Here is a 20,837-nt window from a genome sequence, read left to right as displayed (position 1 = left end):
AAAAGAGAAAAAGCATAAAGCTTACGGCCTAAAGCCTAAAGCAAAATATAAATAGAAATCATGATTACAACAGCAAAAAGATTAGATACAGTTGAAGAATACTACTTCTCCTCAAAATTGAGAGAAGTTCGTCAACTGCAGTCTGAAGGAAAATCGATCATCAATATGGGAATTGGAAGCCCTGATTTGAGTCCGTCAAAAGCAGTAATTGAAGCAGTCGCTGCGGCAATTCAAGACGAAAACGGGCATGGTTATCAAAGCTATCAGGGATTACCGGAATTGAGAAAAGGGATGGCAGATTTTTATCAGAATCAGTTTGGTGTTGAATTAAATCCGAATAACGAGATTTTGCCTTTGATGGGTTCTAAAGAAGGAATCATGCACATTTCGTTAGCATTTTTAAATGAAGGCGATCACGTTTTAATTCCAAATCCGGGTTATCCAACATATACGTCGGTAACGAATTTGGTAGGAGCAGTTCCAGTTTATTATGATCTAAAAGAAGCAAATGCCTGGGAACCGGATTTCGAAGCGTTGGAAAAATTAGAGCTGGAGAAAGTAAAAATTATGTGGCTGGGATATCCTCACATGCCAACAGGAGCGAGAGGAAGTTTAGCGTTATTTGAAAAATTGGTTGCTTTTGCTAAAAAACACAACATATTATTGATCAACGACAATCCGTATAGTTTTGTTTTGAATGATAACCCAATGAGTTTACTACAGGTTGAAGGTGCAAAAGAGGTGGCTTTAGAATTGAATTCATTGAGTAAAACCTTTAACATGGCTGGCTGGAGAGTGGGGATGGTTTTAGGAAATCCTGAAATTATCGATGCAGTCCTAAAAGTAAAAAGCAACATGGACAGTGGCATGTTTTACGGAATCCAGAAAGGTGCAGTTGCAGCATTGAATTGCGATAAATCATGGTTCGAAGATCAAAACAAAATTTATAGACGCCGTAGAGAATTAACAGAAAAACTAGCAGAGAAATTAGGCTGTGAAGTTTATAAAGAGGGAGTCGGGCTTTTTGTTTGGGCAAAATTGCCCGAAGGAATAGCATCAGCAGAAAAGTTCATAGATGAAATATTATACGAGAAACACATTTTCATCACACCGGGAACAATCTTCGGAAGCAACGGCGAAGGATATATTAGATTCTCATTGTGTGTAAAAGAAGAAAAGGTTCAAGAAGCGATAGATCGATTTTAGTAATTGTAGATATCAGATTTTAGATTTTAAATTGTCAGGCTGAGCGAAGTCGAAGCCCGTGCAAATTGGAGCGCCCTTCGACTTCGCTCAGGGTGACAGAAAAAATTAAAGGTCTTGAAAAAACGAGAAGCCCTAGCCCTGATAGTAGTGGAAATCCTTTTGCGCCGGGGTTCGGCGGAAAAGATTGAAACGGATAGCAGGAAGTAGCTTCTAATAAAAATAAATATGAAAGTATACGTAATAGGAATAGGGTTAATAGGCGGTTCGATGGTATTGGACATCAAAGACCAACATCCTGATTCGACAATTTTTGGAATCGACAGTAACGAAAAACATTTGCAGGAAGCCATTGATTTAGGCGTTATCGATCAAGCAGGAAGCTTTGAAGATCTGGCAGAAGCCGACTTTGTAATCGTTTCGGTTCCAGTAGATGTTGCACTGACGGTTTTGCCTAAAGTTCTGGATTCGGTTGGAGATAAAACAATTGTTTTTGAAGTTGGATCGACTAAAAAGCCAATTTGTGAAGCTGTAGCGAGCCATCCGAAAAGAAGAAATTTTATTGCAACGCATCCAATTGCAGGAACGGAGTTTTCAGGGCCTTCGGCGGCAATAAAAGGGTTGTTTAGAGGGAAAACAAACATTATTTGCGAAGTGGAAAAAACCACTTTTAAATTGCAGGAAAAGGCATTAAAGCTTTTTAGCGAAATAGGAATGCGGATTCGATATATGGACCCAACTTCGCACGACAAACACATCGCTTACGTTTCGCATTTGTCGCACATAAGTTCGTTTATGCTCGGGAAAACGGTAATGAACAAAGAAAAAGACGAACAGGATATTTTTGATATGGCGGGAAGTGGATTTGAAAGTACGGTTCGTTTAGCAAAAAGTTCGCCAGCCATGTGGACACCAATTTTTAAGCAGAATAAAGAACATGTTCTGGAAACATTAGAAGAATATATTTCAAATCTCAGTCGGTTTAGGGATTTGTTAAAAGATGAAAATTATAACGCCATTTTTGAAGAAATGGAAAGCACAAATAAGATCAAGGAAATATTAAACGGATTAACAACAACTAAGAAATAAATTTAAAATTAAGATGGAAAATAAGAAAGAAATGAGAAAGTGGTTAGAAGATTTCAATTTAAATCACCCACTTGTGATAGCAGGACCATGTAGTGCAGAAACAGAAGATCAAGTATTGAAAATTGCTCATGAATTGAAAGATTCAAAAGTTAGTGTATTCAGAGCAGGAATCTGGAAACCAAGAACACGTCCGGGAGGGTTTGAAGGTGTTGGAGAAATTGGTTTAAAATGGTTACAAAAAGCAAAAGCTGAAACTGGTTTATTAATGGGAACTGAAGTTGCAACTGCAGCGCACTGTAAACTAGCTTTAGAACATGATATTGACGTTTTATGGGTTGGTGCTCGTACAACTGCAAACCCTTTTGCTGTTCAGGAAATTGCGGATACTTTAAAAGGAACTGATAAAATCGTTTTGGTTAAAAACCCTGTAAACCCAGATTTAGCTTTATGGTTAGGTGGTGTTGAGCGTTTACATATGGCTGGAATCGAAAAATTAGGAGTTATCCACAGAGGTTTCTCTACTTACGAAAAAACAAAATACAGAAACATTCCAGAATGGCAGATTGCTATCGAATTACAAAATAAATTCCCTGATTTACCATTAATCATCGATCCATCTCACATTACTGGAGATCGTAAAATGATTTTTGAAGTAACTCAAGAAGCTTTAGATTTGAACTACGATGGTATGATTATCGAAACGCACTACGATCCGGACAACGCTTGGTCTGATGCTGCGCAGCAAGTAACGCCAGATTCTTTGAAACAAATCATTAAAGATTTGACTATCAGAAAAACAGATGATACTACAGATGAGTACAGTCAAAAAATGACAAAACTAAGAGCAAACATCGACGTTCTTGATGCTAACTTATTAGAATTGTTAGGAAAACGTATGAAAGTTGCTGATGAAATTGGTCAGGTGAAAAAAGATGCAAACGTTGCGATTCTTCAAAACAACCGTTGGAACGAAATCTTAGGAAAAATGATCCTTGAAGGAGAGAAAAAAGGTCTTACTGAAGAGTTTGTTTTGAGAATGTTCAAAGCAATTCACCAAGAAAGTATTGGTCATCAAGAGAAAATTTTCAATGCATAATTTTTTCTAAAATATATAAGTGATATAAGATAGTTTGAGTTTTTTCTAAACTTTGTTATTTAGTTTTCTTATATCACAATTTTAAAAATAGATTGTTTTTTTTAAAATCCCCATTGCTTTGAAAAAAGTGGCGGGGATTTTTTTGTTTAGGAATATTCCCCAGTTATATTCACTTATATTACTTATATGGTTTAAATTATTCATTTATCTTTGCAAAGATTTTATGGTTCGAATCTAAAAATCTAAAATCAGAAATCTAAAATTAAAGAATGACAGGAATCGTATATAAATCTACAGGAAGCTGGTACACCGTAAAATCTGAAAAAGGAGGTTTTATAGAATGCCGTATGAAAGGGAAGTTTAGAATGAAAGGGATTAAAAGCACCAACCCAATTGCTGTAGGCGATATTGTCGATTATGAATTAGAAGAAACTTCAGATACCTTAACGGGCACAATTCATAAAATTCACGAAAGAAAAAATTACATCGTTCGTAAATCGGTTAACTTATCAAAGCAAATTCATATTATTGCGTCTAATATCGATCAGGTTTTTTTACTGATTACGATTGATAACCCGCCAACAACGACTAGTTTTATAGATCGTTTTTTGGTTACTGCAGAAGCATACGGAATTGAAGCTGTTTTGATTTTCAACAAAATCGATACACTTAACGAGCAGACTTTAGACGATCAGCTTTATTTACAGCATATTTATACCGAAATTGGATATAAATGCCTCAGAATATCATCAACCGAAAATAAAGGAGTTGATAAACTTAAAGAAATGATGGTGGGTAAAGTAAGTATGTTTTCAGGGCATTCGGGAGTTGGGAAATCAACTTTAGTAAATGCGATGGAGCCAAGTCTTCATTTAAAAACTTCAATTATTTCAGAGCAAAGCAAACAAGGACAGCATACCACTACTTTTGCCGAAATGTATGATTTGTCTTTTGATGCCCGAATTATTGACACGCCTGGAATTAAAGGTTTCGGAATTGTTGATATGGAGCCAACAGAAATCAGCGGTTATTTTCCGGAATTCTTCAAGCTGAAAGATCAATGCAAGTTTAATAATTGTTTACACAAAGAAGAACCGCATTGTGCTATAAAAGCAGCTTTAGAAAAAGACGAAATAGCATGGTCACGCTACAATAGTTATCTTAAAATCCTCGAAGGCGACGAAGAACATTACCGTACTGATATTTATGGTGATGATCGTGCTGCGAGTGATGAAACACGCAAGTAATTGTGAATTGTGAATGGTAAATTGTGAATTATGGCCGATAACATAATAAAAACGAAATCTTTTAATTTTGCACTTAGGATAATTAAACTTTTTCAATTTTTAAAAGATGATAAAAAAGAATATACTCTAAGTAAACAACTACTAAGAAGTGGTACAGCGATAGGTGCATTAGTTAGAGAATCTGAGCAGGCAGAAAGTAAAAAGGACTTTATTCATAAACTTGCAATAGCCCAGAAAGAAGCAAATGAAACAGATTATTGGTTAGAATTGCTTTTCCAATCTAATTACCTAAATGAGACTCAATTTCAATCTATAAAGTCTGATATTGTAGAAATAAATAAAATTTTAGCTTCAATTATTATAACTTCTAAGCAAAAAATAAGTATTACATAAATTCACAATTTACCATTCACAATTCACCATTCATATGAAAGTTGTTCTTCAAAGAGTTTCCGAAGCATCTGTAACAGTAGATGGCCAAAAAACAGCCGATATTAAAAAAGGATTATTGGTTTTAGTTGGAATTGAAGATGCCGATACTCAGGAAGATATTGACTGGCTTACTGGAAAAATCATAAAAATGAGAATTTTTGGTGACGAAAATGATGTTATGAACTGCTCGGTTCAGGATATCGATGGGGAAATTATTGTGGTAAGTCAATTTACGCTTCATGCTTCTACAAAAAAAGGAAACCGTCCATCTTATATAAAAGCATCAAAACCAGAATTTGCAATTCCAACGTACGAGAACTTTGTAAAATCGCTCGAAAAAGAGTTTAATAAAAAAGTTCAAACCGGAATTTTTGGTGCTGATATGAAAGTTAATCTCTTGAACGACGGACCTGTAACCATTGTAATAGACAGTAAAAACAGAGAATAAAAAATCTACTTCACAAATGTTAAGAATTTCTAAAAATAATATATATTTGGCGAAATTACTTACTAATGAAAAGCACCGTTTTTGCGCTATCTTTTTTCCTTTTTACCCTTATTTCTTCCGCTCAAAAAAGCGAATATTCTTCTCTTACTATTTCTGACAGTCTTAAAGAAAATGCAAATGCCGTTGTTCGTTTAGACCAAATGGACATTACTATTGCTTCGCAGCGAAGCATGAATATCAAAAAGCAGAGAGTTGTTACAGTCTTTAATGAAAAAGGAACACGAGCCATTAATGCTGTTGAAAATTACAACAAAAGAAGTGCTGTTAAAAACATTGAGGCAATTGTCTATGATGCATTTGGCAATGAGGTAAAAAAAATCAAGCGAAAAGATTTTAAAGATGTAAGTGCTGCGGACGGAGCTACGCTGGCTTCAGATGCCAGATATGTTTATTTAGATTATACGCCAACCTCATATCCGTTTACAATAGTTTATACTAGTGAAAAAGAAACCTCAAATACAGCTTTTCTGCCGCGTTGGTATCCTTTGGAAAACTATTATGTAAGTGTAGAAAAATCAATTTTAAATGTAAAATATCCTAATAATCTTGGATTCAGAAAAAAGGAAAGTCTTTTATCTGTTTTTGATATAAAAAAAACAGATGATACAGACAAGCAGCTTTCATACATCGCAAAAAATATTTTAGCTCAAAAACCAGAGGATTACAGTCCTGCATTTAATGAATTATATCCAAAAGTGGTTATGAGTCTGGAATATTTTAACCTGGAAGGAATTGATGGGAATGCAAAAGACTGGAAAGAATATGGAAAATGGTTCTCAGAAAAAATACTAACAGAAACTATAGTATTACCTGAGGAAACTAAAACTAAAATAAAATCGCTTGTAGGAAACGAATCAGATCCTATGAAAAAAGCAAAAATTATTTATCAATATGTACAGGAGAAATCCAGATATGTAAGCATTCAATTAGGTATTGGAGGTTTTAAACCTATGCTGGCAACAGATGTTGACCGTTTAGGATACGGAGATTGTAAAGCATTATCGAATTATACAAGAGCACTTTTAGATGTTGTTGGGGTTCCTTCCTATTACACAGAATTATATGGTGATCGCGAGTTAAGAGATATTGATGAAGATTTCTTTTCTATAGAAGGAAATCATGCCATTTTATGTGTACCAAATAAAGACAAATACGTTTTTTTAGAATGTACAAGCCAATATGATCCGTTTGGTTATCAGGCAAATTTTACAGATAATAGAAAAGTTATTGTGATTAAACCTGATGGCGGAGAGATAATCAGAACGAAGATTTATGAACCAAAAGATAATACTCAATTTAGTAAAGGAAACTATTCTTTAGATGAAAATGGGGTGTTTTCAGGAAAAGTAAATATTATTTCTGAAGGTTCGCAATATGGATTAAAACAACAAATTGAAAAGTTGCAGCCAACAGAAAAAGAAGCGCATTATAAAAAATACTGGGATAATATAAACAACATCAAATTAGGAAAAATAACATTTACAAACGATAAAGAGAATATTCGTTTCTCTGAAGAGGTGCAGTTATCGGCCATAAATTATGGAGCCATTACAGGAAATAAAATGATTTTTACGGTTGATGCTTTTAATAAAAATTCAGATAATGTGAAGCGAATAAGAAACCGCAAAAATCCATTCCAAATTCAACGTGGTTATTTAGATACAGATGAAATCGAAATTAATCTGCCGGCAGGTTTTTCTATCGAATTTCTGCCTCAGAATTTTGAGCTGAAAGGAAAATTCGGAGAATATAAAACGGAGATTATTAAAAAAGACAATAGCAAACTCGTTTACAAGCGATCTGTGTTTGTAAATAAGGGGATATATTCAAATAAAGAATATGAGGAATACCGCCTTTTTATAGAACAGATATCTAAGAACGATAATGCAAAAATCATACTAACCAAGAATTAATCAAAAACTAAAAAAAAAAAATCAAATTACAAAACCAATGAAATCAATCAAAATTTTCAGCGTACTATTTCTATTGCTGGCCGTTTCGACAATAACAGCGCAGGAATTTAAATTAGGAAAAGTATCAATTGCAGAACTAGAACAAAAAGTGCATCCCAAAGATTCATCTGCAGCAGCAGCTATCTTGTATAGAAAAGGGGCATCAAGAATTGAGTATGACACAAATGATGGATTTGTTGTTTTAACGGATGTTGAAACCCGAGTTAAAATTTATAAAAAAGAAGGCTACGATTGGGCCAATCAAAAAGTATGGTATTATAATCAAAGTAGTTTTAAAGAAAAAGTGTTTTTTACAGATGCTGTTACGTACAATTTGGTAAATGGTAAAATTGAAAAGACGAAGCTGAAAAGTGACGGAGTTTTTGACGAAGTATTGAGTAAATACAGAGGACAGAAGAAAATGACGATGCCAAATGTAAAAGAAGGATCTGTAATAGAGTTTAGATACACCATAAAATGTCCTAGTGATAGAATGATTAGAGAATGGGCTTTTCAATCCAGTATTCCTGTAAATTATTCTGAATTTTCAACTTATATCCCGGAATATTATGTTTTTAATTCAAGACAAAAAGGATATCTTTTTCCAAAAGTAACCACATTAAAAAATCCAAAATCTATCACTTTTACTAATAAAGAAAGAACTGGAGGAGCTGGGTTTTCTGCTGTACAAACTGGTTTTTCAACAGAGAAACATGATTATATAGAGAACCAAACGACTTTTATAGCTGCAGATCTGCCGGCAATGAAAGATGAAGCTTTCGTAAATAATATTGATAACTATACGGCATCAGTTTCGCATGAATTATCCTTGACAAAATTTCCAAATTCTCCAATGAAAGAATATTCTACAGACTGGAATTCTGTTGTAAAAACAATTTATGAATACGATGATTTTGGACCTGAATTAAATAAAACCGGATATTTTGAAGACGATATCAACAACTTGCTTAAAGGAATTACAAAACCGGAAGAAAAAATATGGCTTATTTTAAACCACGTAAAATCGAATGTAAAATGGAACGGTTATACAGGCTACAGCTGCGATAGCGGTGTGAAAAAAGCATACAAAGAAAAAACAGGAAACATTGCTGATATTAATTTAATGCTTACAGCAATGCTTCGTTATGCTGGTTTAACAGCAAATCCGGTATTAGTAAGTACACGTTCAAACGGAATTGCCTTATTTCCAAACAGAACAGCCTTTAATTATGTAATCGCTGCTGTCGAAACACCTGAAGGAAATATTTTGATCGATGCAACTTCTAAATATTCAACACCAAACATTCTGCCTCTACAAGTTTTAAACTGGTCAGGAAGATTAATACGTAAAGATGGTACATCGCAGGAAATAGATTTAATGCCAAGCAAACCGTCAAACGATAATGTATTTATGAATTATGCCATTGATGCAGAAGGGAAAGTTACAGGAAAAGCCAGAAGACAATGTACAGATTATAATGCGATGATCACCAGACAAAACATGAACAGTTTAAAAGAAGAAGAATATCTGGATAAACTCGAAAATGATTATAATAAAATAGAGATCAGCGAATATACCAGAACAAACGAAAAAGAAATTTTAATGCCAACACTTGAATCCTATTCGTTTACAGGAAACTTGTGCGAAGTGATTGGAGGTAAAATATATGTAAATCCGATGTTGTTTTTTACGAATGACAAAAATCCGTTTAAGCAGGAAGTACGCGAATATCCTGTAGATTTTAGTTATCCGTATGCAGATAAATTCAACATCACGATTCAAATTCCGGATGGTTTTTCTGTAGAATCATTACCAGCTCCGGCAGCATTAGTAATGGAAGAAAATCTGGGAACTTTTAGATACAATATTGCGGCAAGCGGTAATGTGCTGCAATTGGCTATTCTGCATCAAATAAATGATGCAATCGTTGGTACTGAAAAGTACGAAATGTTAAAAGAATATTACAAAGCAATGGTTGCTAAAGAAACAGAGAAAATAGTTTTAAAAAGAATCTAATCAAATGAAATTTTTAAGTTCTGTATTCATAATATTTTTTCTTTTTATCGCAAAAGTACAATCCCAAAATTACGAATTAGGAAAAGTAACTATTGCAGAACTTGAAGAGAAAGTACATCCTAAAGACAGCAGCGCACCGGCTGCTGTTTTGTTTAGAAAAGGAAGAACCTTTTTTACCTATAACAGAGATGTTGGTTTTTCTGCCAATCATGTCTGCGAAATCAAAATCAAGATTTACAAAAAAGAAGGACTCAAATGGGCCAATCAAAAAGTTCGATTTTATATTGGTTATGAAAATTTACACGAAGACAGACTGCAGTTTCAGGATGCTATTACATACAATCTCGAAAAAGGAGCAATTGTAAAAACTAAGCTTGAAAATCAAGGGGCCTTCAAACAGAAAATCAATGAATACTGGAAAGAAAAAGCAATTACATTGCCTAATGTAAAAGTGGGATCTATTATCGAATATAAATACATATTGAGATCTGAAAATCTTGTAAAATTTCCTGACTTTGATATTCAATACGAAATACCGGTTAACTATTTCTACTATAAAACTGAAATTCCGGAATTCTACATTTATAAACCCATTTTAACTGGAGGTATTCAGCTGGAAACAGAATCTAAATTCTCTACGGGCAGCACAACTTTCGATAATGAACACGGTAAAAGCACCTCATTTACATATCGACAAATTGAAGCCTTTTACTCCGGAAAAAATATTCCCGCATTAATCGAAGAACCCTATGTAAATAATATTGAAAATTACAGAGGAAGAATCATTCACGAACTCGAAAGAGTAAGAATGCCGGAACAGCCTGTAAAAGATTATGCTTTGACCTGGGAAGGAGTTGCAAAAACCATTTACAAAGATGATAGTTTTGGAAAACAGCTAAACGAAAAGAGCTTTTTAGTAGAAGATGTAAAGCGTTTAATTGGCAATGTAACTTCTTTAAATGAAAGATTGAATCTTGTTTTTGCCTATGTTCAAAACAAAATGAATTGGAATGAAAGCAGTAGTTATTATACAGATAAAGGTGTTGTAAAAGCCTATTCAGAACAAACAGGAAATGTTGCCGAAATTAATTTTATTTTAATTAATATGCTTCGATTGGCTGGGGTTGAGGTAAATCCGGTTTTGGTTAGTACAACCGAAAACGGACAAGCTGTTTACCCAACCAGAACAGGATTTAATTATGTAATTGCGGCAGCAGAAATAAACGGTAAGCAAATCTTGCTCGACGCAACTCATAAATATACAACTCCCAATATTCTGCCTCTAAATGTTTTAAACTGGAAAGGCAGATTGATAAAAAATGACGGAACCTCTATAGAAATTGATTTAGATCCTTTAAATCCATCTAAAGAGAACTTTAATGTCATGGTTAAAATAGATCGCGAAGGAAAAATGAACGGCCAGGTTAGAATCATGAGAACAGATTATGATGCCTATCTATTTAGAGTCGAGAATAATACAAAAAGCCAAGATAGTTATCTTGAGAAACTAGAGGGACAGTTAGGTAATTTAAATATTTCAAATTATCGTACCGAGAATCAAAAATCAAACTTAAAAGATCCTTTAGTAGAAACTTTTTCTTTTACATCAAATAGTCAATCCGATATTATTGCGGGGAAAATTTTTGTAAATCCGCTGTTGTTTTTTACAAGAAGTAAAAATCCATTTAAACAGGAGCAGAGACTTATGCCGGTTTATTTTGGATACAAAAACCAAGAGAAATACAACATCAATATTGAAGTTCCGGAAGGGTTTGCAATAGAATCTCTGCCTACACCAGTAAAAATTTCCTCGGAAGATAAAGCCATACTTTACACAATTAATTTTTTTGCCGAAGGAAACAAAATTCAAATTAGCTGCACAAAAGAGATTAACAGTAGTATTTTTGCAACAAATCAATATGACAGCCTGAAAGATTTTTTTCAGAAAATAATTGCCAGTCAAAATGAAAAAATTGTACTTAAAAAAATATAATCATGGATTTGAAAAATGCACAACTAGACGTTGATACCTGGATAAAAGAACATGGAGTTCGTTATTTTAACGAATTAACCAATATGGCACAGCTTACAGAAGAAGTAGGAGAAGTGGCCAGAATTATTGCGCGTCGTTACGGAGAACAATCAGAAAAAGAAAGCGATAAAAATAAAGATTTAGGCGAAGAACTAGCCGATGTTGTTTTTGTAGTTTTATGCTTAGCCAATCAAACCGGAATCGATTTGCAGGCTGCTTTTGATAAAAAAATGGACTTAAAATCAGTTAGAGATAAAGATCGTCATAAAAACAACGATAAATTAAAATAATTGTGAAATATCACTCCTAAGTTTTGAATTATGAGTTTTGAATTTTGAATTATGAATGGGGAGTGGTAAATTGCGGGGCTGAATTATGTTTCTAATCATTCATAATTCATAGTTCACAACTTACAATTAAAAAAATGAATTTAAAATTAAGCACGAATCCGCAATTCACAATTGATGATTCGCAACTAAATATCACAGGTTCTAAAAGCGAAACAAACCGCTTATTATTACTAAAAGCTTTATTTCCAAATATTACATTAGCCAATACTTCAAACTCAGACGACAGCGAAGTAATGCAGAAAGCACTTGTTGGCAATGACGAAATTGTAGACATTCACCACGCCGGAACTGCAATGCGTTTCCTGACGGCTTATTTTGCAGTAAACGAAGGCAGAGAAGTGGTAATGACAGGTTCAAGCAGAATGCAGGAACGCCCAATTAAAATTTTAGTAGAAGCTTTGACTCAATTGGGAGTTGAAATCTCGTATGAAAAAGAAGAAGGTTATCCGCCAATAAGAATTAAAGGAAAAAAAGTTACCGCTTCAAAAGTTACTTTAGCAGCTAATGTAAGCAGTCAGTATATTTCGGCACTTTTATTAGTAGCTTCAAAATTAGAAAATGGTTTAGAATTGACTCTGGAAGGAGAAATTACTTCAATTCCGTATATTAAAATGACTTTAGCTTTGCTGAATGATTTAGATATTCAAACCAGTTTTGAAGGAAACGTAATTAAAGTTTTTCCTAAAGATGCGGTTGAAACAAAAGAAATGGTTGTAGAATCAGATTGGAGTTCGGCTTCGTATTTCTTTAGTCTTGCGGCTTTGGCCGATGCTGCAAAAATAACCTTGAGCAGTTACAAAGAAAACAGCCTGCAGGGAGATTCAGAACTAGTTTCTCTTTATGAGAAAATGGGAATCAAAACGACTTTCCAAAACAATAAAATGACTTTGGAAAAAGTGGCTGGTTTTAATTATGAAGATGTAAATTTTGAATTGAATAACACGCCGGATATTGCACAGACAATTGTAGTAACTTGTTTAGGTTTAGGAATTGGATGCCATTTAACAGGCCTTCATACTTTAAAAATCAAAGAAACCGACCGATTAGAAGCGTTGCGAATTGAGCTTACAAAATTAGGTGCTAATATTTCGGTTACCAATGACAGTTTAACTTTAGAGCGTTCAGGAGATATTAATCACAATGTGCATATTGCAACCTACAACGATCACCGTATGGCAATGGCATTTGCACCTCTTGCGATAAAAGTTCCAATAATTATAGACGATGCCGAAGTAGTTTCTAAATCATATCCGGATTTCTGGAACGATTTAAAAGCCTTAAATTTTCAAGTTTCAGAATTGTAGTTTTGAACCATATAAGTTATATAAGTTCATTTAATTAAAGTTCAATAAAACTTAGCCTCTGGTTTTAACCGGAGGTTTTTTTATGCGTATTCTAAAGCAAACCCGACAGGTTTTTAAAACCTGTCGGGTTTAAATAGTTGTTTAGAAAAATAAAAGTTAAATGAACTTATATAACTTATATGGTTCAAAAAACATTTTTAATGGTTGCCAAAATGCCACTAAATCAACGACTTTTGAAAATAAACGTCAAAACACTTGACAACGCCTATCTCACAATCGTATATTTGCATTCGATTTAAAATTTTAGATAAAAAAGTCTAAGATTGATATTTTAAAATCTAACTTCAAATATGAAATTATCACACTTCAATTTCAATTTACCGAAAGAACTTTTAGCTGAATTCCCGGCAGAAAATAGAGATGAATCTCGTTTAATGGTAATTGACCGTCAAAAACAAACTATAGAACATAAAATGTTTAAAGATGTTATCAACTATTTTGATGACGGAGACGTTTTAATTCTTAACAATACAAAAGTTTTCCCTGCGCGTTTGTACGGAAACAAAGAAAAAACTGGAGCTAGAATTGAAGTTTTCTTATTAAGAGAATTAAATTCAGAGCAGCGTCTTTGGGACGTTTTAGTAGATCCGGCTAGAAAAATCCGTATCGGTAACAAACTTTATTTTGGCGACGACGATTCGTTAGTTGCTGAGGTAATCGACAATACAACTTCTCGTGGTAGAACTTTACGTTTCTTATACGATGGTTCTTATGAAGAATTCAGAAACAAATTAACAGAACTTGGAGAAACTCCAATTCCTAAATACATCAACAGAGAAGTTACTGCTGAAGATGCTGAAAGATACCAAACAATCTACGCAAAAGAAGAAGGAGCTGTAGCAGCGCCAACTGCTGGTTTACACTTCTCAAAACACCTTTTGAAAAAATTAGAAATTAAAGGAGTAAATTTTGCAGAAGTAACACTTCACGTAGGTTTAGGAACTTTTAATCCAGTTGAGGTTGAAGATTTATCTAAGCACAAAATGGATTCTGAGGAATTAATCATCAACCAACAAGCTTGTGATATTGTAAACGAGGCAAAAGGAAAGAAAAAACGTATTTGTGCAGTAGGAACAACTTCTATGCGTGCAATCGAAAGTTCTGTTTCTTCGGCTAATACTTTAAATCCTTACGAAGGATGGACAAATAAATTTATTTTCCCTCCTCACGATTTTAGTATCGCAAACTGTATGATTACCAATTTCCACACACCAAAATCAACATTATTAATGATGATTTCTGCTTTCTGTGGACACGATTTAATGAAAAAAGCATACGACGAAGCGATCAAAGAAGGATACAAATTCTATTCTTACGGAGATGCGATGTTAATTCTATAATTAGAGTTTATCTTATAAAAAGACCCGACAAGTTTTTAAAACCTGTCGGGTTTTTGTTTTTAATAGTTTTGTTTCAGGTTTCAAGTTTGTTGTAAAATTTAAACGCAAAGTTCGCAAGGTTTTTTTACTCAGGTTAACGTTTACAAACGCTAAGTTCGCAAAGCTTTGCGTTCTTTTTGCATTTGGCAAACACAAACTGAGTAAAAAAACCTTGCGAACTTTGCGGTTAAGTTTCACAAAGCATATCAACTTGAAACCTTAACCTGAAACAAAACAAACAATTTTTGTTATTTTAGCAGACAAAACAAAAACACAATGACTTTTCAAAATACACGCGAATTCGCGAAACAACTTGATGCACAAGATGCATTGAATCATTATCAAGATCAGTTTATTTTCCCTAAAGTGAATGACAAGCGTGTGATTTATTTTACCGGAAATTCTTTAGGATTACAGCCAAAACGCACCAAAGCCTATATAGATGAAGTAATGAACGATTGGGCAGAATTAGCTGTCGAAGGTCATTTTTATGCACAAAAACCGTGGTGGGATTATCAGGAAAGATTTGCAGAACCGTTGAGTAAAATTGTTGGAGCACTTCCGTCAGAAGTTACGGTTATGAATACTTTAACGGTTAATCTTCATTTGTTGATGGTTTCCTTTTATCAGCCAAAAGGGAAGCGTTATAAAATTATCTGCGAAGAAAAAGCATTTCCATCAGATCAATATATGTTTCAGAGCCAGGTTCATTTTCACGGATACAAACCAGAAGATGCAATCGTAGAAATCAAACGTCGCGATGGAGAACATAATATTCGTCTTGAAGATGTTTTAGCAAAAATTGAAGAAGTTGGAGATGAATTGGCATTGGTTTTAATTGGCGGTGTTAATTATTATACCGGACAAGTTTTCGATATTAAAACCATTACTGCAGCCGGACAAAAAGCTGGAGCAAAAGTAGGCTGGGATTTAGCCCATGCTGCAGGAAATATCAAATTAGAACTTCACGATTGGAATGTAGATTTCGCTTCTTGGTGCAGTTATAAATATATGAACTCAGGACCAGGAAATGTTTCTGGAGTTTTTGTTCATGAAAAACATCATAACGATCCAGACTTGCCGCGTTTTGCCGGCTGGTGGGGACACAACAAAGAACGTCGTTTTAAGATGGAACCCAATTTTGATCCCGTTCACGGAGCAGGAGGGTGGCAAATTAGTAATCTTCCGGTTCTGTCTTTAGCGCCCTATTTGGCATCTGTAGAAATGTTTGCTGAGGTTGGTATGGAAGCGCTAATTGCAAAACGCGATCATATTACTTCTTACTTGGAATTTATTTTACACGAAATCGACAAAGAAGTAGAAAGTACTTTTGAAATCATTACACCATCAAATCCAGAAGAAAGAGCTTCGCAATTATCTGTTTTCCTTCACGGAGAAGGAAGAAGCTTATTCGATTATTTGATGAAAAACGGAGTTATTACAGACTGGCGCGAACCAAACGTAATTCGCCTTGCACCAGTTCCGTTATATTGTTCTTATGAAGATATGTACGACTTTGGGCAAATTCTTAAAAAAGGAATTTTAGGGAAGTAAAGCTTTAAAAAAGAATTAATCTCGCAAAGTCGCCAAGACGCAAAGTTTTTTTTATTAAAAAAGATTAGGATATTTTTTAATTGCCTCTAGCTTTAGCTGGAGGTATTTAGAATTAATTATAGAGGGCTTTAGCCAAACTTAATAAAGGTTTGGCTAAAGCCTTTTTTCTTTCGTCATTTTCCCATCCCGCTGGACGCTATTGAACTTAGTAAGATAAAATCGCATTTTTTTTGTTTCAATCAGATTCCGCAGATTTTTGATAAAGAATAATGCGCTTAATCTGCCTTTAGCCAAAAGGCTATAGTTTGGCTAAAGCCTTCTTATAGTTTTATCTTTAATACCTCCAGCTAAAGGTAATTCAGAAATAATCTTTTTTAATCCTTTTAATCTGTGGCAAACAAAAAATTTTGCGACTCTGCGACTTTGCGAGATTAAAACAAAACCTTCTAATTTTATAAACTTTCTGAAAAATTCTGTAATAATTAATATAGCAGATATTCTGTATTTTGTAGTGTATAATATTAAAAACTACAATCATGAAAGGCTTATATATAATATTAGCAGTAATTCTTTTAAGTTCTTGTCAAAACCAGAGCAAGGAAGATATAAATAAAGCCAAACAAGCCAGTATTGATTCAATGAAAGTTGAGATTAACAAACAACGTGTTATCGATTCAATGAAGACAGAAATGGCGAAGATAAAAGAGGAACAAAAAGTTGAATCTCAAAAAGAAAGAGTCGTTGTTGTACATCAGCAGGCTGCCAACGGAAACACTGCCACAACAACTACAACTACCAAAAAGAAAGGCTGGAGTGCAACTGCTAAAGGTGCTGTAATTGGTGCCGGAGTAGGAGCTGCAACCGGAGCAATCGTTAGTAAGAAAAAAGGCGAAGGAGCTATTATTGGTGGTTTAGCCGGAGCTGCATTAGGAACCGGAACCGGAGCTGTAATCGACAGTAAAAAGAAAAAAGAATAAGATTTTTAATCTCTATAAATAAAGAACGCCGATTTAGAATTTCTAAATCGGCGTTTATTTTATGCTAATTGCGGTGCCGGAATCTTAATCGAATTTAATTCTGATTTATAGAACTCAAATTGATTTTTGATTTTTTCTTCTTCCGTTTTAAAGTAAAAAGTAGAAGAAAGCAGTTTTTGATAATATTCAATTCCGTCTAAAATATTTGCTTTAAAAGAATTCCATTTTTTAAGCTGATTCGCAGTTATGTCACCAGAAACTGTTTCAATTTCATTTCTAAAATAATCAACATACATCTTTAATTCTTTCACAAATAAATTCGGGCGTTCATTGGTTCTTAAAACCGATTTTCCCTGATAAATGTGCTGTACCATTTCTTTTAAAGAAACTTCATGGTCAAAATAAGCCATATTAGGTCCCGGGCAAATTACAACGCCTTGAGCCTGGCCTTTTATTTTAATGCCATTTTCTAGATAAGAAGCATTTGCCAAACCTACACACAAACAAGATTTTTCTGTTATCTTGATTTTGCTTTTTTCAAATACATCGGCAGACAAAGTATCTTTTATGTTTTCTAGTTCTTCCAGCTTAATATCCTGATATTTTTTTGAAGCTGTACAAATTCCGTGTGAATCATATTCTTTGCTTAAAGCTAAAAATTTCTTCGGGCATGAACTTCCGGCTTTGTTTTCGTGAATGCGCTTTTGTTTTAAAACTTCGTTTGTTGTGCCGCGTAAAGTATTAAACGGAACACCCAAAGGCGAAATATGACTTAAATACAAATCATCTTCTTTGGCTTTCATTAATAAGTTTCTCGTTTCCTGATCTACAGATGTCGCTTCTGGAACCAATAAAAAAGGAGTTCCCCAGCCAATCGAATCAACTTTGTATTCGTCTAATAAAAATTCATGTTCTTCTGCAGTTCCAACACCGCCCTGAACCGTAATTTTTAATTCTAAAGGCGTTTCGGGAAAAACTTGATTTTTGAGCTGTAAAGCCTTAATCATTAAATCGTGGGCCGATTGTACCAATTGTTCTTTTTTTTGCTTGAATTCCTCTAAAATAGTGCCCAATAAGAGTCCATCCGTAGCAAAGGCATGTCCGCCGCAGTTTAAACCGGATTCAATTCGGTACTCAGAAACCCAAAGTCCTTTTTTAGCCAGGAAATTTCCCTGAATCATAGCCGATCGAAAATCACTTACTTTTAGAATAATTTTCTTTTTTAGCTTGTTGTTTTCATTTGGAAAAAAATCTTTGAAATTTTCAAAATAGCTGTACAATCTCGGATTCATTCCGGCAGAAAGTACAACAGATGATTCTAAATTACTTTTAGCAAAACCTCTTAAGGCAGCATGAGCGTCATTAAACTCAATAGGAAGCTGTTCGTTTTTTACAAAATTGTCTTTATCCAGTTTTGTCATGATGTTTACATCAATTTCTCCCGGAAAAAGATGCGATTCAATATAGTTTTGAATGTTTTCTTTAAAAGCAATTCCATCATCTAATAAATTCTGAAATCCTTTTTTAATGTCGGAAGTATTAGGAAGCATTGACATAAAGTTGTCAAGTGCCGTTTTGCTCTCGGATAATTCAGTCTTAAAATTTTCGAATTTTTCTTTTACAATTTTGTCAACCAAATTTAGGTAAGAGGTAATTCTTTCTGCCCGATAATCATGAAATTTCTGAGTAATCTCTTCGTAGGGAATATTGAATTTGGTGCTGTAAAAATTACGCATCTTTTCAATTAAATCGTCATCAGCGATCGAAACAACAGACGAAATCCCATATTGTGCCACTCGAATAGGACTGTCAATAGTATAAGCAAGACCCATTACCGGTATATGAAAAGTGTGTAAAGGCTTTTTTGTCATTTGTTTTCAAATTAAAATAGAGACAAATGAAAACAAAAAACTTTTTTTAAAACCTGATAATTGTCAGGTTTCAAATTGGCAACGAATTTAATTGGAAATGTTCGCCACGAATTACACGAATTACACTAATTTTTTCTCTAACAGATTAAAAATGAATTCGTGAAAATTCGTGTAATTCGTGGCAAAAAAAAACTATATCAAAATCTTCTTCAAAGACTCTGCAATGCTTCGCCATAAAAAGTTGTAGAATGATTTTTCCTGAATGCGTTCCAGTTCTACATCGGCGGTTTTGGGTTTGTCTTTTGAGTCGTCTTTTACGAGTAAATTGACGATTGCTGATTTTAGTTTAGCTTCTTTTTCCGGATGTTTCTTTTTGTATAATTTCACTTTTAAATCGTCATAATCTAAAGAAGCATTTCCTTTCGAGATATTATCATTTCCGTAGAAATTGAATCGGTATTTATTAAAAACTCCGGTAAAAGAAGCATTCATATAAGGCTTGCTGAATTGCCCCATCGCTCGAACATCAAAATTTGAAATAACGCCCTGAATATGAAAACTATCTTTTTTATCCAGAACATTAAAACTCCAGTCGACATCAAGAGGCGACGTTTTCATGAAAATACATTTGACTTTGATTTTTACATCGTCGGTTTTCTTCAATCCAAAACCACTTCGCAGGTTGGTTGCCTGCAAGTTGAATTTGTCAAAGTTTAGAATTCCCGGGCCTTTAGAGAAATCAATTTCTTCTTCGTAAACCAATTTCGATTTCAAAACCTGTAAAGTATCAATTTGAAGCGGAAATTTAATATTTCGCAATAAATGATTGTAAAGATATTTTTTGCTTAAATCGTCTTTCGGCATTTTTCCGCGATAGATGTTGGCATCAAAATGATTGATTACAAGCGAATTTGCTTTAAAAAAAAATTGATCATTTTTAAACCCCCAATCCATTTTTGCAACTTGAGCCGAATCAAATTTCAGGGTATAAATATCTTTTTCTTTGTCTAAACGTTTAATGAAATCTTTTCGGTTAAATTGAGGAAGATTAGCGAAATTATTAATTTTTAAAAAGTTTTTCTCGGAGCTTATTTTTCCAATTGTAATATGGTAAAAGGCACTCGGACGATAAAAAAGACTGTCGCATACCAATGTATATTTTTCAAATCGCATCGGAATTTTCTCTTTTAAAGTAGCATCTGTCAGTAGAATTCCTTCTAATTTCAGAATAATTTTTTTGATGCTAAAAATAGGTTTTTCCGTATCTAACGAAACCACATCGACCGTTCCGTCATTTAAATAAATATTCGAGACGGCAACAATTTTTCGAAACGGTTCAATAATTTCGTTTTTAATGCTCTTGCTGTTATTTATAAGTTTTTCGCCTTTTTTATATAAAATTACGCGGGGTTTATTGATGATGATACTTTCGGCCTGAATAATATCGCGAAAAGCCAGATCCCAAATATTAAAATGTTTAATGGTTACCGATTCTATTTTTGAGAAAAGTCCATTCTTGCTGTCTTTCGGCTGGTTTTTCGGACTTACTAATAAAGTTTGTGCATTGATGTTTCGAGATAAAAGTGATACTTCTATTTTTTCGTAATTGATATTATATGGCGTATTGTTCTTCTCGTGAATAATAATCGGGAGCTGTTTTTTGATCCAGTAATTCAGGCCAATATTGGCCAAAATCACAAGAAGGAATAGAGAAATTACACCGATTGCTATTTTTTTATAGATTGACATTTATAGGATTGATTTTA

Annotated in this window: 16 protein-coding genes; 14 read left to right on the top strand and 2 right to left on the bottom strand. The window is 33.9% G+C overall.

The features are described from left to right. Positions 1-60 precede the first annotated feature (60 nt). The 14 genes from AC1RRQ_RS16650 (at position 61) to AC1RRQ_RS16585 (ending at position 17,200) form a co-directional block, all read left to right on the top strand. Positions 61-1,206, top strand: a complete 1,146-nt coding sequence (locus AC1RRQ_RS16650; RefSeq protein WP_493024157.1) for a pyridoxal phosphate-dependent aminotransferase — start codon at positions 61-63, stop codon at positions 1,204-1,206. A 225-nt stretch (positions 1,207-1,431) separates the two neighbouring features. Beyond that, complete coding sequence (locus AC1RRQ_RS16645) at positions 1,432-2,292, top strand: prephenate dehydrogenase (protein WP_493024156.1); 861 nt, start codon at positions 1,432-1,434, stop codon at positions 2,290-2,292. Between the two features lie 13 nt (positions 2,293-2,305). Beyond that, on the top strand, positions 2,306-3,388 hold the full coding sequence (locus AC1RRQ_RS16640; RefSeq protein WP_095928247.1) for a bifunctional 3-deoxy-7-phosphoheptulonate synthase/chorismate mutase type II: 1,083 nt from the start codon (positions 2,306-2,308) through the stop codon (positions 3,386-3,388). Between the two features lie 269 nt (positions 3,389-3,657). Further along, complete coding sequence (gene rsgA, locus AC1RRQ_RS16635) at positions 3,658-4,635, top strand: ribosome small subunit-dependent GTPase A (RefSeq protein WP_493024155.1); 978 nt, start codon at positions 3,658-3,660, stop codon at positions 4,633-4,635. Positions 4,636-4,665: 30 nt separating this feature from the next. Then, positions 4,666-5,028 (top strand): four helix bundle protein, encoded by a 363-nt coding sequence (locus tag AC1RRQ_RS16630; protein ID WP_493024154.1) that lies wholly within the window; start codon positions 4,666-4,668, stop codon positions 5,026-5,028. A gap of 34 nt (positions 5,029-5,062) precedes the next feature. Next, complete coding sequence (dtd, locus tag AC1RRQ_RS16625) at positions 5,063-5,515, top strand: D-aminoacyl-tRNA deacylase (protein WP_493024153.1); 453 nt, start codon at positions 5,063-5,065, stop codon at positions 5,513-5,515. Positions 5,516-5,580: 65 nt separating this feature from the next. Further along, positions 5,581-7,488: a DUF3858 domain-containing protein gene (locus AC1RRQ_RS16620; protein WP_493024152.1), complete on the top strand. Its 1,908-nt coding sequence runs from the start codon at positions 5,581-5,583 to the stop codon at positions 7,486-7,488. Between the two features lie 37 nt (positions 7,489-7,525). Then, the gene (locus AC1RRQ_RS16615; protein ID WP_493024151.1) at positions 7,526-9,544 is read left to right on the top strand and encodes a DUF3858 domain-containing protein; all 2,019 of its coding nucleotides are present in this window, start codon (positions 7,526-7,528) and stop codon (positions 9,542-9,544) included. Between the two features lie 4 nt (positions 9,545-9,548). Then, positions 9,549-11,537: a DUF3858 domain-containing protein gene (locus AC1RRQ_RS16610; RefSeq protein ID WP_493024150.1), complete on the top strand. Its 1,989-nt coding sequence runs from the start codon at positions 9,549-9,551 to the stop codon at positions 11,535-11,537. 2 nt (positions 11,538-11,539) lie between these two features. Continuing rightward, positions 11,540-11,866 (top strand): nucleotide pyrophosphohydrolase, encoded by a 327-nt coding sequence (locus AC1RRQ_RS16605; RefSeq protein WP_012022600.1) that lies wholly within the window; start codon positions 11,540-11,542, stop codon positions 11,864-11,866. A 134-nt stretch (positions 11,867-12,000) separates the two neighbouring features. After that, positions 12,001-13,230, top strand: coding sequence for a 3-phosphoshikimate 1-carboxyvinyltransferase (gene aroA, locus AC1RRQ_RS16600; RefSeq protein ID WP_493024149.1), 1,230 nt, complete (start codon positions 12,001-12,003; stop codon positions 13,228-13,230). 350 nt (positions 13,231-13,580) lie between these two features. Next, a complete protein-coding gene (gene queA / locus AC1RRQ_RS16595) occupies positions 13,581-14,630 on the top strand; it encodes a tRNA preQ1(34) S-adenosylmethionine ribosyltransferase-isomerase QueA (protein WP_071635323.1) in 1,050 nt (349 codons plus the stop codon). A 315-nt stretch (positions 14,631-14,945) separates the two neighbouring features. Continuing rightward, on the top strand, positions 14,946-16,223 hold the full coding sequence (gene kynU / locus AC1RRQ_RS16590; protein WP_493024148.1) for a kynureninase: 1,278 nt from the start codon (positions 14,946-14,948) through the stop codon (positions 16,221-16,223). 536 nt (positions 16,224-16,759) lie between these two features. Next, a complete protein-coding gene (locus AC1RRQ_RS16585) occupies positions 16,760-17,200 on the top strand; it encodes a YMGG-like glycine zipper-containing protein (RefSeq protein ID WP_493024147.1) in 441 nt (146 codons plus the stop codon). Between the two features lie 59 nt (positions 17,201-17,259). Here the strand turns inward: AC1RRQ_RS16585 and AC1RRQ_RS16580 are convergent, their stop codons facing one another. Next, positions 17,260-19,071, bottom strand: coding sequence for a hypothetical protein (locus AC1RRQ_RS16580; RefSeq protein WP_493024146.1), 1,812 nt, complete (start codon positions 19,069-19,071; stop codon positions 17,260-17,262). 192 nt (positions 19,072-19,263) lie between these two features. Next, positions 19,264-20,820 carry a hypothetical protein gene (locus AC1RRQ_RS16575; protein ID WP_493024145.1) on the bottom strand — a complete coding sequence of 519 codons (1,557 nt, stop codon included), beginning with the start codon at positions 20,818-20,820 and terminating at the stop codon, positions 19,264-19,266. Positions 20,821-20,837: the final 17 nt, after the last annotated feature.

The sequence above is a fragment of the Flavobacterium sp. GW821-FHT12A05 genome (assembly GCF_058807735.1).
The sequence above is the reverse complement of the archived record's forward strand: the minus strand, read 5'-3'. Positions and strand labels throughout refer to the sequence as shown.